Origin of the sequence: Paraburkholderia sp. DD10 (assembly GCF_049177125.1) — a bacterium.
In the GTDB taxonomy this organism is placed as follows: Bacteria; Pseudomonadota; Gammaproteobacteria; order Burkholderiales; family Burkholderiaceae; genus Paraburkholderia; species Paraburkholderia terricola.
Genome location: NZ_CP185392.1, coordinates 345441 through 360443 on the forward strand (window position 1 = coordinate 345441; position 15003 = coordinate 360443).

A 15003-nucleotide genomic window follows, 5' to 3' on the forward strand; every position below is an offset into this window, starting at 1 on the left:
TCACTTGAGGTCTTTCACGACCCGAAAGCCATCCTGCGATTGCCGCACGCCCGCGCTGTATTTGAAGCGCGTCGCGCTCAGCATGTAGCCGCCGCCTTCACGCCACGAACCGCCGCGAATCACGCGCATGTCGCAAGCGGGGTTCTCCCACGCGCGGCCATCGGCGGGCGCGCCCTGGTAGGAGTTGTGCCAGCAATCGGCCGTCCATTCCCAGACGCTGCCGTTCATGTCGTACAGGCCGAACGGATTCGGCGCGAACGAACCGGCGGCCTCGGGTCCTTCCTTATGCCACGGGTCGCCGCAGTCTTTGCAATTGGCGTTGCCCTTGCGCATCTGATCGCCCCACCAGTAGGCGGTCGCCGTGCCGCCACGGACCGCGTATTCCCATTCCGCCTCGGTCGGCAAGCGGTACGGTTTGCCGGTGGTCTTGCTCAGCCACTTCACGTATTGCTGCGCGTCGTCCCAACTGATGTCGCGTGCCGGCGCCGCTTTGTTCGCGTTGCTCTCGGGTGTCAGCTTCGGACAGGCGTTGGCGGCGACGCACGCGTTCCATTGCTCCACCGTCACCTCGTATTTGCCGATGGCGAACGGCGCGCCGATGTTCACGTGATGCACGGGTTTTTCGGAAGGATCGTCGGTGCCGCTGCCCATCGGGAACGAGCCGGCCGGCAACGCGATCATGATCGGGCAGGTGGCGCAATCACGGCTCTCGCCCGCGCTCGGCGGACGCGTTGCGGGCTTTTGCGCGGCCGATGCAGCGGGCGGAGCCGTAGCCGGCGCCGCGCTTGCGCCTGGCGTGGGCGTCGCGCGCGGGCGTTCTTGCGGTGGCGCGCTGGCCGGAGCGATTGGAGCGGTTGGGGCGGTTGGACGCGCGGCTTGCGGCGCGGGCGCGGTAGCCGGCGCATTCGACGCCGCCGCGCGCAACCGGTCGATGCGTGCATGCGCGAGCGTGGCGAAGCGGCCGTTCGGATACGCCTTCAGGTAGGCCTCGTAATCGGCGGGGTAGTTGCTGTCCTTGATCGAATTCCAGAACGTGATTTCGTATTGCTCGCTGCTGTCTTTCGGGAGAATGCCTCGGCTGCGCAGTGTCACGACGTGGTCGGTTTCGTTGACGGCCAGGAGCGATGCGGGAAGGACATTCCCCGCGAGGCGAAATGGCTCGGTCAGCGACGAAGCCATCCACGGCTGTTGCTCGCCGCCGGTCACGTCGCGGACCCGAGCGGCGACGCGCTCCAGCAGCGCGGAAAAATCCTGCGACGAAGCGCCGTCGAGCGCGCGCAGCAATGCGTTGGTGTAGACGCCATGACGCATGCCGTCCGCGGCAAAACCGCCGGGCGCGGTGGCATAGGCAACCAGTGTGTTGGCGGAAAGTGCCGGTCCGGCGAACGTGACGTCAGTTGAAAAGGGATTATTCAGGCAGGCATCGAGGATCGCGAGATTGAATCCGCCTGTATGCATCGCCTGAAGCACGCTATTCAGGTCGACACCTTCGTTGATGAGCGAAGCGGGCGAGCGCGCATCGAGTCCGGCGGGAATGAGCAGCGTCTGCCGGCCGACTTGCACGCCATGCCCGGCGAAATAGAACAGACCGGTGCCGCCCGCGCTCAAACGCTGATGGAATTCACCAATGGCCTGCTGCATTTGCCGAGGTGTCGCATTGGTGCGCAAGATCACATCGAAGCCGAGCGCGCGCAATGTATCGCGCATGGCTTCGGCATCGCGCGGTGCGTTATCGCGAAGCGGGTCCGCCCGATCGCCATACGCGCCGTTGCCGATCACGAGCGCGACGCGGGAAGAAGCCGCATTGTTCTCGTGTGGCGCGAACGCGGAGACCGCCATGCCGGGCGCCGCCGCAACATGTTCCGCCCGGACATTTGGCGCAGTCGCGCAAGCACTGCCCCAATGCGCCTGCATGACCCCGGCCACGCACACCAGCACGAATATTCGCCACATCTTCACATCCTGTTTGTTCCGGACAGAACCCAGGCATTCGAGCACCGCGCCGCTCGCGGCAACCGCCAGAGTGAACCGGAGAGAAGTATCGACGCCGCCACGACTATCCATCTGCAACCTGCTAACAACGATAGCACGCGCTTCGAGCGCCACAACTGTCGCTTATCCTCAGTGCGTTATACGGTTAACGAGCATTGCGTATCTTTTTGGCAAGTTACGTCCTAAGCTGATTCACAAAGTAACGCGGCATGTCGTTTTAATCAGGCGGCCGTTCAACAACGCGCGCGCTCGCGACATCCAGCAGGACGCCCGGCAGCCTTGCGGCCGAGGCGGCCATGACCACTCTTCGGGAGAGTGCGCAATGAGAAGAACCCACACACTCGTCGTTCTCGCGATGCTAGGCGGCGCGGTGTTCTGCGGGCCCGTGCTCGCCGAGCAAACCGCCTCGCCGCAGACTGCCGAGGAGTACATCATCTGGCCGCCGGACGGCGCGGTGATTCACGGCGGCAAGCTATGGGTGCGCATGGGACTGCGCAACATGGGCGTGTGCCCGAAGGGCGTCGCGTTTCCGAACTCGGGGCATCACCATCTGCTGATCGACACCGATCTGCCGCCGCTCGATCAGGAAATTCCGTCGGACCGCAATCACCTGCACTTCGGCGCGGGCGAAACGGACGCGCGCATCGAGTTGCCGCCGGGCAAGCATACGTTGCAACTCGTTCTCGGCGATCACAACCACGTGCCGCACGCACCGCCCGTGCACTCGAAAAAGATCACCATCACCGTGCAATAAGACCAGCGCGAGCCGTTTATTCAAAACGGGTCCGTCAGGACGGAGAGACCAATATGTACAAGATCATCGCGGCCGCCGCGTTCATGACGCTGTCGGCCCTGGCGTCGCCGACTCTCGCCACAGCCGGGCCGACGGCGGCGCCGGCCGGCGCGTATGCGTATATCGGCTATCCGAACGACGGCCAGGTGGTGCCGGCCAACAGGCCGTTCAAGGTATGGTTCGGCTTGCGCTACATGGGCGTCGCGCCGAAAGGCGTCAAATTTCCGAACACCGGCCACCATCATCTGTTGATCGACGCCGATCTGCCGCCGCCGGATCAGGAAATTCCCTCTGACCGCAATCACCTGCATTTCGGCGCGGGCGAAACGGAAACCACGATTCAACTGCCGCCGGGCAAGCACACGTTGCAACTGTTGATGGGCGACGCCGCGCATGTTCCGCACAATCCGCCGGTGTACTCGAAGAAAATCACGGTCATTGCGCGGTGAGCCGGCGCGAGACACGACTTGCCGATGCCGCTGTCTCGCCGCAGCCAACAAGTTCTCACACGTTGTTGGCTGCAATCCACCACTCGCGGCTGATCGTTTCCCCCTCGTTGTATCGGCGCTCGCGGCGGATCGTACCGCAAGCCCTTTATCTAAAGCATTCCGGCAAATTTCTTAGGATCGGGAAGCAAGACTGGCACAGCCCATGCGTTAGTGACACTCGAGCAGACAAGTTGCTCGAACCCAACCGAAGCACTGTGCAGTGACCCCTTCCAGGAGATTTACCATGAACGCACTGATGATCAAAGACCTGTCCATCACCGAACAACTCGACAGCAAGGCCATGAGCGCCGTGCGCGGCGGCTTCGGCCCCTCCTCGTCGTACTTCAACTTCACGCCGGTGTACGCGCCGAACAACAGCAAGACCGTCGACGCCACCCAGCTGATCAACACGACGATGAACATCCAGAGCGCGAACGGCAACAACGCAGCGTTCGTCGCGGGCGTCTCGACCACGATCAACCCGCATGTGACGTCGAGCAACAACATCTTCGTGTCCTGAACGGCGCACGCCGCCGCGGAGGCTTTAAGGCCTCCGCGGATCGCGCACCGGTAATAGCTGAAAAAGTTCTCGCACCAATCGTTCTTTTCATACGACCTCGCGTCACCGCCGATCCCCGCGCTTCATCTTCCTGCATCGCTTCGATGGTGAAGCCGCGCGGGAGATGCTTTACTTGAAGCGTGCGTTCTCCTCGTGCAGCGAAGCCGGTGTCATCGGAGAAAATCGTGTCAGCGTTGCTTGATTCATCGGTTCGTCAGCGCTTCTTCGCGACATCGGCGCCATGCTGTCCGGCAATGCGGCCGGCGAATTCAAAGCGCGCGGTTCAGGCGTTTCGCGGGCTCTGCGCGGCAACGCTATGCGCGCTCTCGCTGTCTGCGTGTGTCGATGTCAGCATGCCCGATTACAAGCGGCCCGACACGCCGGAGAAGACCTCGTGGTCGGATCGGCAAGGCGCGCCCGTGTCGGCCACGGCGACCATCGAACCGGATTGGTGGAAGGGCTTCCACGATCCGTATCTCGACACGCTGATCGGCAAAGCGATCGCCGGCAACTTCGACATCAAGGTGCTGGCCGCGCGTATCGAGGTCGCCAGCACGCAGATCGGCGAAGCGAGAGCCGGCGCGTTGCCGACCATGGACCTCGGCGCCGGCGCCAGCTTCCAGAAGACCACCGGACAAACCTTCGCCAAGCAGTACAACCTCGGGACCCAGGTGAACTGGGACATCGACATCTGGGGCAAGGTCGCCAAGGGCGTGCAGGCGCAAAAGGCCGAATTCCACGCAAGCGAGGCGGATTGGCGTGCCGGCTATCTGGAACTCGTGTCGAATGTGTCCAGCACCTATTTCCAGATCCTGCAATTCGACGATCAGATCGAGCAGCAGCAGAAAACACTCGTCACGAACCGACAGATTCTCGCCATTTACGACGGCCAGCGCCGCAGCGGACTCGTGCCGCAAACTCAGGTGTTACGCCAGCAGGCGGAAATCAACCGCTTGACGAATCAGTTGCTCGAACTGCGCCGCTCGCGCGACCTTGCCAACAACGCGCTCTCCACGCTGCTCGGCGTGCCGGCGGGTGAATTCCAGCTACCCAAGGGTCATTTGCAGCAACGTGTGCAACTGCCTCCCGTACCCGGCGGCTTGCCCGCGCAACTGCTCGCACGCCGTCCCGACGTGGTGGCCGCGGAATTCAGAGTGCTGGAAGCCTACGACCTCGTCGGCCAGGCCAAGCTCGCGCAACTGCCGACCATCAGCCTCACCGGGCACGGCGGCACCGCCAGCTTCGCGTTGACCGACCTGCTGAAGTCGTTCACCTACGGCTTCATGCCCAGCATCAACATTCCGTTGCTCGATCCTGGCGTGAGGGCGCATGTGAAGGTCACGAAAGCGCAATCGACGGTTGCCGAACAGCAATATCGCGTGGCCGTGATGGGCGCATTCGAGGAAGTGGAAAACGCGCTGGTCAATCTGAATTCGCACAAGGCGCAGCGCGTGGAGTTGCAGGAGGAAGTGTCGCGTCTGCAAATCGTCGCCGATCAGATTCAGTCGCAATTGCGCCTTGGCGTGGTGTCGCAACTCGAAGTTTTCGAAACCGAGCGGACGTTGCTCGAAGCGCAACAGCAACTGCTTGCCAATCACCAACTGATTCTGTCCGACACGGTGCTGCTTTATAAGGCGCTGGGCGGCGGCTGGCCGAGCGTCGATGTACAGGCCGAAGTAAAGGAACACTGAGGGAACACCGAGGAAACACCGAGCCGACCCGCGATGCGGCGCGCAGCGAGAGCATGTCGGCTCGATGTGGCGCGCTCGTCGCTTTCATCAACCACATTCGAAATTGACTCTTGCGATGCGTGACTTACAATCATTGAGGGGCCGAATTGTGTTCGGCTCACACCAACAACATTGTCTTTTCGCCGTCGTCCCTTATTCCGTTTTCGCCGCGTTCCTCACGCAGCGCGAAGACGATTAGCGATCCGCATAAAATGGCCGCCGGCGAAGCTCCGATTGCTGAGATGCGCGCGACAGTAGACGCTGCGTTCGACGTGGTGTTGTCGCCGGTTGCGTGCGCGCAGCGTCCGCCGCTCGACGCGATCCGTATCGTAGACAGTCTGTTCGCGATCGGCCGCAGCGAGGCGCCGTTCACCGACTATCCCACTGAACGGATCGCGCGCCTGTCCCGCCGCCATGCGCGGGTTTTCACGGAGCATGGCGCGGTATACGTCGCCGACCTCGGCAGCAAGAACGGCACGACGTTGAACGGCAACGCCGTGCGGCAAACACCGGCCCGCGTGCGCGCCGGCGACGAATTGTGCTTCGGCGGCGAGCTTTGCTACAGGGTAGGCATCGAGCCGCGCGCGCGCATCGTGGCGGCGGCAAGTTCAGCGCCCGTGCCCGGCTTGCTGCTCGTGCCGCAGCGTGACGATCTCGGGCTGCAACCGGTCGAGGTGCATGCGTTTCCGTTCCTCGTCAGCAAGGCCGATGAGATCTTCTCGCGCTATAAAGAGCGCTATCCGCATCAGGTCAATTACATCTCGCGGCGTCACGCGCACATCTTCATGAAGGGCGGCGAGCTGTACGTCGAGGATCTCGGCAGCACCAACGGTACGTTCGTTGGCGGAAAACGCCTGGACGAATCGGCCGTGCCGCTGGCGGAGGGCGACGTCGTTGCATTTGGCGGCGACCACTTCGTCTACAGGGTGTCGCTGCACAAAGCGCCTGAAGTCGAGCCCACCGTGACCCAGCTATTGCTCAACCCCGCCGTCGAAGAAGCTGCCGATGCCGACAAGACAACATTCGTCGGCGCGGCGCATTCGTTCCTCGATATCTTTTGCGTGGACCCAGGGCTGCAGCGCGAGGACGAAGTCAACGAGGCGGCGCAGTCCGTCTCCGCGCATGCGAAGCGTGACGCGCCGACCGGCGCCGCGCGAGGGGCGCACGGCACGAATGGCGCCCACGATGCCAAAAGCCCGGGTGGCGCGAACGTAGCGAACAGCGCGCACGCTGGAAAAGGCGCAACGCGGCGCTGGCGCTTGCTGACGGGCGAACTCGCCAAGGCTTTCGCTGGCAGCGATCGGGCGATGCTGAAGCGCATCGCGGGATGGGGCGGCGTGGGCGTCGTCGTGCTGCTCGCGATATCGGCGGCGCTGTACATGCGCGGATCGTCGGAGCGGGAATTGAAGAACCTGCTGGCGAGCGGCGACTATACCAGCGCGGTGGCGGCGGCGAACGGCTATCTCGCGAGCCATCCGACGGACACGAAAATCAGCGCGCTCGCGAGCGAGGCGCTGCTGAAGGCGAAGCTCCCCGCCTGGCTGAACACACTGCAAAAGGCGCAGTTCGACGAGGCCGACGCACAGTTGAAGCAGATGAGATCGTTGAGCGCGAACAATGCGGACGCCGCATCCCTCGTCGGCGAATTGCAATGGGTGGGCGATCTCGAACGCTTCGTCGCCGGGCGCGGCGGCGTGGATGCGCCGATCCGCATGTACGCGGACGAGACCGTCATTAGCGGCCTGCTGCAACGCTGGGAAGACGACGCGAAGAACCATCAGCGCACGCTCGACCGGATCGCCTCATATGTGCCCGTGTTCGCGGAGCCGTACGCGCAGGCGCTGAGCCATCTGCGCAAACTGGAAAGCGACGATTCGGTGTACCTCGCCGCCATCGACCGCTTGAACGGAACGATCCACACCGAACTGGCGCGCGACAAACCCGATGCGCTGCCGCCTGTGCTCGACGATTATGCGCAGCGCTATCCGCGTCTCGCGGGGCTCGACCGCTTGCGCGAGGACTTGCGCGTCTACACCGACTTGCTGAACGCGGCGGTCAGCCGTCAACTGACACCCTTGCTCGCGATGTTGAAGAAGGCTCGCTTCAGCACACCGCCGTTTCAGGCGCAGTTCGCGCAACTGTCGGCAAGCCGGCTGCCTTCAGCGGATGTCATTGCGCGTCATGACGCGTTGAGCGCGGCGTGGCAGCGCGGCGACGCGCAGCAGGCATTGAACGGCTTGCAGGCGATGCCCGCCGGTCAGTGGTCGGACGTGCTCGCGGCGGAACTGGCGCACAAGAAAGCGCTGCTCGATCAATTCGCGGACTTGCAGAAAACGCGCGGCGGCAAGGATTACGACCAACGCCTGCTGTCGTTTTACGCGAGTCTCGATCCGACGACGGACGCGTGGTTCGTGCAGTCGATCCAGAAAGACGTCGCCGCGTTGCACGACAAAGCGCTGGCTCGCGCGCAAGATCTGCTGCTGCGCGCACAAAGTCTGTGGAAGCAATACCGCGCGAGTGGTTCGATTGGCGGCACGCAACGGCTTGAAGCCGGGATTTCAGCCGGTTTCCGCAACGAGGCGCGTCTGCTCTCGGAGGCGCAGGCCGCGGCGCAGCAAGGCATGCGCATCTACACGCAACTGAAGGCCGACCATCCCGCCGACTTCGACCGCCTGCTGGCTGACGTCGAAGCCGAAACGAATTTGCAGCGCCGTTCACTGACGGAACTGCGCATGGTGCTGGACCCCGGACTGTTGAAGGCGAAGCTGGCGTTGATCGGAGGCGAGCAGAGTGAAACGCGACAGTCACCCTAGACCGTTGTCGGAGGCGCTGGAGGATCACAGCGTCGAAGGCATCGCCATTCTCACCGCCGAACCGGTGCGGCTCGCGCGCGCGCTGATCTGGGCGATGGTCGCGCTGGTGCTGGCCGGCTTGCTGTGGTCGTTCGTGGGGCGCGCGGACGTGATCGTCAGCGCCCAGGGCACGTTGTCGCCGGAATCGGAAGTGCGCCGCATCTATGCGCCGATCGACGGCGAACTGGCCGACCTGTATATCGCCGAGGGCCAACCCGTGTCGAAAGGCGACGTGCTGGCGCGGCTGAATGCGCGCGGCGCGATCGAGGCGGCCAGCAACGCGCTGCAAGCGCAGTTGAAACTCGAGGACGCCGAGCGCGACTGGAAACAGTTTCCCGAGAAGAAGGCGCTCATGGAGCGCAAGGCGGCCGCGCTGAAAGCGCAGTTGGAAGTGGAGGCGCGCCAGCACGAAAACCGTCTCTCCGAAGGCACGACCAAGCTCGCCGAAGGACAGAAGGCCGAGCTCGACGAAGCGCGCAGCGTGCTCGACAACGCTCGCCGCACGCGCGAGGCGGCGCGTCAGGAACTGGACCGCTACTCGCGGTTGTTCGCGCAGCCAGGCGGTGGCGGCATCGCCGAATTGCAGGTGGAGCAGAAACGCACCGCCGCGATGGAAGCGGACAACGCATACCGCGTCGCGCAATCGAAACTCGCGGAACTGGATTTCCGCCTGAGCCATCAATACGCGCAGGCCAACGCGCAACTCGAAACCAGCGGGCAGCAAACCGTCGATCTGCAACTTCAATACGACGCGGCGGTGCGCGACATCACCGACGCGCAAGACAAGCTGCGTCTGCAATTGCAAACGGCGCGCCTCGTGTCGGAGGCCGCCGCGCGAATTCGCTTCGAGAACATCGACAAGGACAATTTTCTGCTGATTCTCGCGCCGGTCGCGGGCGTCATCACCGACGTCACGTCGACCCAGCGCGGCGACAAGATCCAGGCGAACGCGCCGCTCGGCGGCATTGCGCCGAAAGACGCGCGGCCCGTGCTGAAGATCGAGATCGCCGAACACGACCGGGCCTTTTTGCACGAAGGTTTGCCGGTCAAGCTGAAATTCAATGCGTTTCCGTACCAGCGTTATGGCTTGATCAGCGGCACGCTCGCCTATATTTCGCCGGCCACCAAGCCGTCCTTGCAGGACAAGCAGCCGGTGTACGAAGGCCGCGTCACACTCGAAAAGAACTACTACCAGATCGCCGACACGCGTTATCCGTTGCGCTACGGCATGACGGCCAGCGCGGAGATCGTGGTGCGCGAGCGCCGCCTGATCGATCTGGGTCTCGATCCGTTCAGACAGGTTGCGGGTTGACCGCGCGGATCACACGTCAATTAAAGGAGCGGATGACATGACCGAGATAGTGCGAATCGATGACGAGGTGGTGTGCGTGGGCGAATTCATCCGTCTTTTGAAATTGACCGGCCAGTTCGAGAGCCTCATCGAACAGATCGTGCGCGACAAGCTCACGGTGCATGCGGCAAAAAAGCAGGGCATTGCCGTGAGCGCGGAAGAAATCCAGGAGCGCGCCGATCAGTTTCGCCGCGTGCGCGGCTTGCATCGCGCGACGGATATGAATCAGTACCTCGATGCGCTGAATGTGAGTCTCGATGAATTCGAGGCGTTCATTACCGACGGGCTGTATCAGGAGAAGATGCTCGACCAGGTCGGCAACGAGGCGGCGATCAGGGATTACTTCGCGCTGAACTCGCCGAAGTTCGATGCGATCGAGGTGAGCCACATCGTGCTCGACAGCGAGGGCAAGGCGAAGGAAATGATCTCGTATCTGCGCGACGATCCCGATAGTTTCGCCGACATGGCGCGCGAGCATTCCATTGCGGATACGCGCGAAGCGGGCGGCGTGATCGGCAAGGTGCTGCGCGGCTCGTTGAAGCCGGATATCGAGGCGAAGATTTTCAATGCGGCGGTGGGCGATCTGCTTGGGCCGTTTCCGTCGGCGGATCGCTCGTGCTTCGAGATTTTCGCCGTGACCGCCAAGTACCCGGCCACGCTCGATGCGGACGTCGCCTCGGAGGTGAAGCGGCTGTTGCGCGAAAGCTGGCTGATCGCGCGCGCCCAGGAACACGTGATCGAAGCGCGCTAGCCGATCCGCGCGCTTTTTAAACAACGACGCAACGCAAAGCCGAATCGAGGTCCGCAAGCACATGGATGCACCCCAGACCGCGCCCTCCGCCGCGGAGTTTCTCACCTCGGTGGAAATTCTCTCGCCGTTTTCGCGCGACGAAATCGAGCGTCTTGCCGAATATGCGCAGGCGCGCTTCTATTCGTTCGGCGAAACCGTGTGCTCGGCGGGCGAGACGGCCGATGGTCTGTACGTGGTTCGCTCGGGTTCCGTGCGCATCTTCACCGAGGAACACGGCAAGGAAACCAGCATGGGCGTGCGCAAGGCCGGCGAGATTTTCGCCGACATCGCGATGTTGCGCGCCTATGTTCACGAAGCGTCGGTGCGGGCGTCGGCGAAAACCGAGTTGCTGTTCATTCCGCGCGCCGCGATCGAACCGGTGATGGCGGGCAATCCCGCCGCGCTGGCGTTTGTCGCCAGCTATGTGGCGATCAATTCGGCGGGCGGCTTCGTCGCGCAGTTGTTCGACTTGCGCGGCAAACTGAACAAGGCGGAACTCGAAGAGTATGTGCGCAGTGTCGGCGTGAAACGGGTATCCGCGGGCAAGGAGATTCTCAAGCAGGACGGACGCGACGACCGGCGGCTCTACGTGGTGCGGCAAGGCGAAGTGCGCATCGTCCGTCATGAGGAAGGCCACGACTACACGCTCGCCACGCTCGGCGAAGGCGAGATTTTTGGCGAGAAGGCGTGTTTGATGCGCCAGGAGCAAATGGCCTCGGTGGTGGCGAGCACCGATACGCGCTTGCTGGTGATTCCCGAGCGCACTGTTCATTTCATTCTCGAACGCAATCCGAAACTGCGCGAAGTACTGGACGAGCGGATTCGTTACGGCGACCGCGAATTGCAGCGGCAAAAGCGGCTCGAACAGCGGCGCAAGCTGCCGCTGATGCTCGATCTGCAAAGCAAGCCGGAATTCGGCGAGAAGGTGATCAAGCGTTTTGCGCTGGTCGAGCAGGCCGAGGAAATGGACTGCGGCGCCGCCTGCCTTGCCATGGTGTGCCGGCACTACAACATTCCGATGACGCTCGGCAAACTGCGCGAGCTCGCCAATGTGACGACTCAGGGCGCGACGCTCGACAGTCTCGCGCGCGCGGGCGAATCGCTCGGCTTCACGGCGCGCGGCGTGCAGTGCACGTTCGATTCGTTGCGCGGCTTCGATCTGCCGTTCATCGTGCATTGGGAGGGTTACCACTACGTCGTGGTGTACGGTCTCTCCAAGGAATACGTATGGGTGGCCGACCCGGCGATCGGCTTCAGAAAAATGGCCGTCGAGGATTTCGAGCGCGGCTGGAGCGGGACGTGCCTGCTGTTTACCGGCGGGCCGCATCTGCTGCAAATGTCGGCCTCGCGTTCGCCGTGGATACGCTTTGTCGGTTACCTCAGGCCGTACAAAAAAATTCTGGGTCATCTGTTTCTCGCCACGTTCGTGATTCAGGTACTCGGCGTGATTCCGCCGCTGATCATCCAGAACATTCTGGACGGCGTGATCGTGCATCAGAACGTGAGCCTGCTGCATCTGCTGATAGGCGGCTTGATCATCGCCAACGTATTTTCGCAACTGATGTCGACGATTCGCGCATATCTCGCGAACTTCATGGTGCGCAACATGGACTTCGCGATGATGTCGCAGTTCTTCAAGCACACCATGTCGCTGCCGTTTTCGTTCTTCGCGAAGCGCAAGACCGGCGACATCTTCGCGCGCTTCCAGGAAAACCAGACTATTCGGGCGTTCCTCACTGAATCCACGGTGACGACCGCGTTGAATCTGCTGATGGTGTTCATCTACTTCACGATCATGTTCGTCTACAACGTGAAGATGACGCTGGTATTGATCGCATTCGTCATTCCGATCATGGCGCTGACCTTGCTCGCCACGCCGAAGATCAAGAACTATGCGCGCGAGGTGTTCACCGCGTCGACCGATTCGAAGTCGTTCCTGATGGAAGCTTTAGCGGGCGTTGAGACCATCAAGGGCATGGGTATCGAGCGGCCGGTGCGATTGCGCTGGGAGAAGAAGTACGCGAAAGCGCTGGAAGTGCAGTACCGCGCGCACGCCTTCAACATTCTCGTCGGACTCGGCAGCCAGTTGCTGAATGCGGCGACGACGATTGCGATTCTCTGGGTCGGCGCGAATCTGGTGCTCGCGCGCGAAATGACGATCGGCCAGTTGATCGCGTTCAATGCGTTCATGGGCAGTGTGCTGGGTCCGCTGATGGGACTCGTCGGCTTATGGAGCATGCTGAACGACGCGGGTGTGGCGATGGAGCGCCTGGGCGACGTGCTCGACATCGAGCCCGAGCAAAAGCCGCAGGACTTGCCTTCGCGCGTGATGTTGCCGGAACTGCAAGGCGAAATCAGCTTCAGCGGCGTCTATTTCCGTTACGGCGACAACGATTCGGCCTACGTGCTGGAAAACATCAGCTTCGACATCAAGCCCGGCGAGCTGGTGGCGATCGTCGGCCGCAGCGGTTCGGGCAAGACGACGCTCGCCAAATTGCTGGTCGGCTTCTACACGCCGAGCGAGGGCAAGATGAGCATCGACGGCTACGATCTCGGCGTGGTCGATAAAAGTTATTACCGCGCGCAGATCGGCTATGTGATGCAAAGCAATCTGCTCTTTTCCGGCACGATCGCGGAGAACATCGCGAGCGGCGACGATTCGCCCGATCGGCGCCGCATCGAGGAAGTGGCGAAGATGGCCGACGCGCATGCGTTTATCAGCAAGATGCCGCTCGGCTACGAGCAGATCGTCGGCGAACGCGGAATCGGTTTGTCCGGCGGACAGATTCAGCGGCTGTGCATTGCGCGCGCGCTGTATCACGATCCGCGTCTACTCGTATTCGACGAAGCCACCTCCGCGCTGGATTCGCAATCGGAAAGCAATATCCTCGGCAATATGCACGACATTCTGAAGGGCCGCACGGCCGTGATCATCGCGCATCGGCTCAGCACCATCATGCGGGCGGACAAGATTCTCGTGCTATACGAAGGCGCAATCGTGGAGCAGGGCCGTCACGAGGAACTGATTCAACGCGGCGGCATGTATTACCAACTGGTCCAGAAACAGTTGAGTGCATGATGATGAAGATACTCGACCAGATTGAGGAGGCCAGCCCCGCGATTTCGTACGCGGGCCTGATCGAGCGGATCGAGATTTTGCGCTCGACGCTGCGCTGGTCGTCGCGGCTGGAGCGGGCCGATATCGACAAGCTGCTCAGGCAAGCCACTTCGCTGCGCGACGAGGTCATGCAGCTTTCGCACAAGGAGCGCTTCGTGCAAGCGGCGGTCGCCGCCGAACCCGAGGAACGCGTCGACCAGTCGCGCGGCGCGCGCAGGAAGGCGCTGCTCGAACGCAGTTTTATTTTCGAAGGGACGTTCGGCGACAATCCGCGCCTGCTCGAATCGCTCGAAATCGCCGAGAAAGCCGCGCCCACCGATTTGCCGGTGTTGATCGACGGCGAAAGCGGCACCGGCAAGGAGTTGATGGCGAAAGTGATTCACGCGAACGGCTCGCGTTCGGACAAGCCGTTCATCTCCGTGAACTGCGGCGCGATTCCTGACAATCTGCTGGAGTCGGAGTTGTTCGGGCATCGCAAGGGTGCGTTCACGGGTGCCTCGAATGACCGCAAGGGCAAATTCGAAAGCGCGCATACGGGTACGATCTTTCTCGACGAAATCGGCGAGTTGCCGTTGGCCGGCCAAGTGAAATTGCTGCGCGTGTTGGAAGCGCACGAGATTCAACGCGTGGGCTCCGACGAAACGATTGCCGTCGATACGCGCATTGTCGCGGCGACCAATCGCAATCTGCGGCAGCTCAGCGAAGAGGGAAAATTTCGCGAGGACCTGTTCTACCGGCTCAGCGTGATCCACGTTACGTTGCCGCCGCTGCGCGAGCGTCGCGACGAAATACCGCTGTTGATCGCATGGTTCGGCGACGAGGCCGCCGGCACGTTGAAGCGCCGGCCCGTGCGATTAACCCCGCGTCTGCGCGACTTTCTGCTGAATTATGCGTACCCCGGCAATATCCGCGAACTGCGCAACGTGATGTATCGCGTGTCGTGCCTGGCCGGCGACATGGCGGATGTCGATCATCTGCCGGTGGATATGCGGCCCGCGGCGCCGGGTTCGGCTGCTGCTCTATCGAATGCGTCGGCGGCCGGTCAGCAGCCGATCAGCGTGGCGAATCTGATGTCGTTGAGCGATGCCAAGCGTGCCGCCAGCGACGACGCCGAAAAAGCCTTTCTCGAACGCGGCCTTCGCGAAGTGAGCGGCACCGTGGCCGAACTGGCGCGGCGCATCGACATGAACCGCTCGCACTTGCAGATGCTGCTGAAGAAGCACGGCCTGCATTCGAAGGACTTTCGCAATCGGAACATGCCATCTACAGGCAGGAACGGCGTTGATGAAGGCGACGAGGATGACAGCGAGAGTTGAAGCCTGGAAGCGGC

10 protein-coding genes and 1 pseudogene are annotated in these 15003 nt (G+C 62.3%); 9 read left to right on the forward strand and 2 right to left on the reverse strand.

All coding sequences use genetic code 11. From position 1 onward, the window contains the following. Positions 1-1179 carry a formylglycine-generating enzyme family protein gene (locus ACOCG7_RS01655; protein ID WP_421377668.1) on the reverse strand — a complete coding sequence of 393 codons (1179 nt, stop codon included), beginning with the start codon at positions 1177-1179 and terminating at the stop codon, positions 1-3. Next, a pseudogene (locus tag ACOCG7_RS01660) lies at positions 1165-2064 on the reverse strand (caspase family protein); the annotation flags it as partial. The pseudogene ACOCG7_RS01660 and the gene ACOCG7_RS01655, both read right to left, overlap by 15 nt. Positions 2065-2347: 283 nt before the next feature. Here ACOCG7_RS01660 and ACOCG7_RS01665 point away from each other — a divergent pair. The 9 genes from ACOCG7_RS01665 to ACOCG7_RS01705 all read left to right on the forward strand — a co-directional run bounded on the left by ACOCG7_RS01665 (position 2348) and on the right by ACOCG7_RS01705 (position 14989). Next, positions 2348-2746 (forward strand): DUF4399 domain-containing protein, encoded by a 399-nt coding sequence (locus tag ACOCG7_RS01665; RefSeq protein ID WP_073428738.1) that lies wholly within the window; start codon positions 2348-2350, stop codon positions 2744-2746. A 53-nt stretch (positions 2747-2799) separates the two neighbouring features. Further along, positions 2800-3234 (forward strand): DUF4399 domain-containing protein, encoded by a 435-nt coding sequence (locus tag ACOCG7_RS01670; RefSeq protein ID WP_083082152.1) that lies wholly within the window; start codon positions 2800-2802, stop codon positions 3232-3234. Positions 3235-3517: 283 nt separating this feature from the next. Beyond that, complete coding sequence (locus ACOCG7_RS01675; RefSeq protein ID WP_073428736.1) at positions 3518-3793, forward strand: hypothetical protein; 276 nt, start codon at positions 3518-3520, stop codon at positions 3791-3793. A gap of 293 nt (positions 3794-4086) precedes the next feature. Further along, positions 4087-5523 (forward strand): efflux transporter outer membrane subunit, encoded by a 1437-nt coding sequence (locus ACOCG7_RS01680; RefSeq protein WP_114163980.1) that lies wholly within the window; start codon positions 4087-4089, stop codon positions 5521-5523. 251 nt (positions 5524-5774) lie between these two features. Continuing rightward, complete coding sequence (locus ACOCG7_RS01685; RefSeq protein ID WP_083083042.1) at positions 5775-8375, forward strand: FHA domain-containing protein; 2601 nt, start codon at positions 5775-5777, stop codon at positions 8373-8375. Further along, positions 8353-9726 (forward strand): HlyD family efflux transporter periplasmic adaptor subunit, encoded by a 1374-nt coding sequence (locus ACOCG7_RS01690; RefSeq protein WP_073428735.1) that lies wholly within the window; start codon positions 8353-8355, stop codon positions 9724-9726. The genes ACOCG7_RS01685 and ACOCG7_RS01690 overlap by 23 nt, the downstream gene beginning before the upstream one ends. A 37-nt stretch (positions 9727-9763) precedes the next feature. Then, the gene (locus tag ACOCG7_RS01695; RefSeq protein WP_073428734.1) at positions 9764-10516 is read left to right on the forward strand and encodes a peptidylprolyl isomerase; all 753 of its coding nucleotides are present in this window, start codon (positions 9764-9766) and stop codon (positions 10514-10516) included. Between the two features lie 61 nt (positions 10517-10577). Next, the gene (locus tag ACOCG7_RS01700) at positions 10578-13634 is read left to right on the forward strand and encodes a peptidase domain-containing ABC transporter (RefSeq protein ID WP_083082156.1); all 3057 of its coding nucleotides are present in this window, start codon (positions 10578-10580) and stop codon (positions 13632-13634) included. Then, positions 13634-14989: a sigma-54 interaction domain-containing protein gene (locus ACOCG7_RS01705; RefSeq protein ID WP_083082158.1), complete on the forward strand. Its 1356-nt coding sequence runs from the start codon at positions 13634-13636 to the stop codon at positions 14987-14989. Before ACOCG7_RS01700 ends, ACOCG7_RS01705 begins: the two co-directional genes overlap by 1 nt. The last annotated feature ends 14 nt before the right edge of the window (positions 14990-15003 follow it).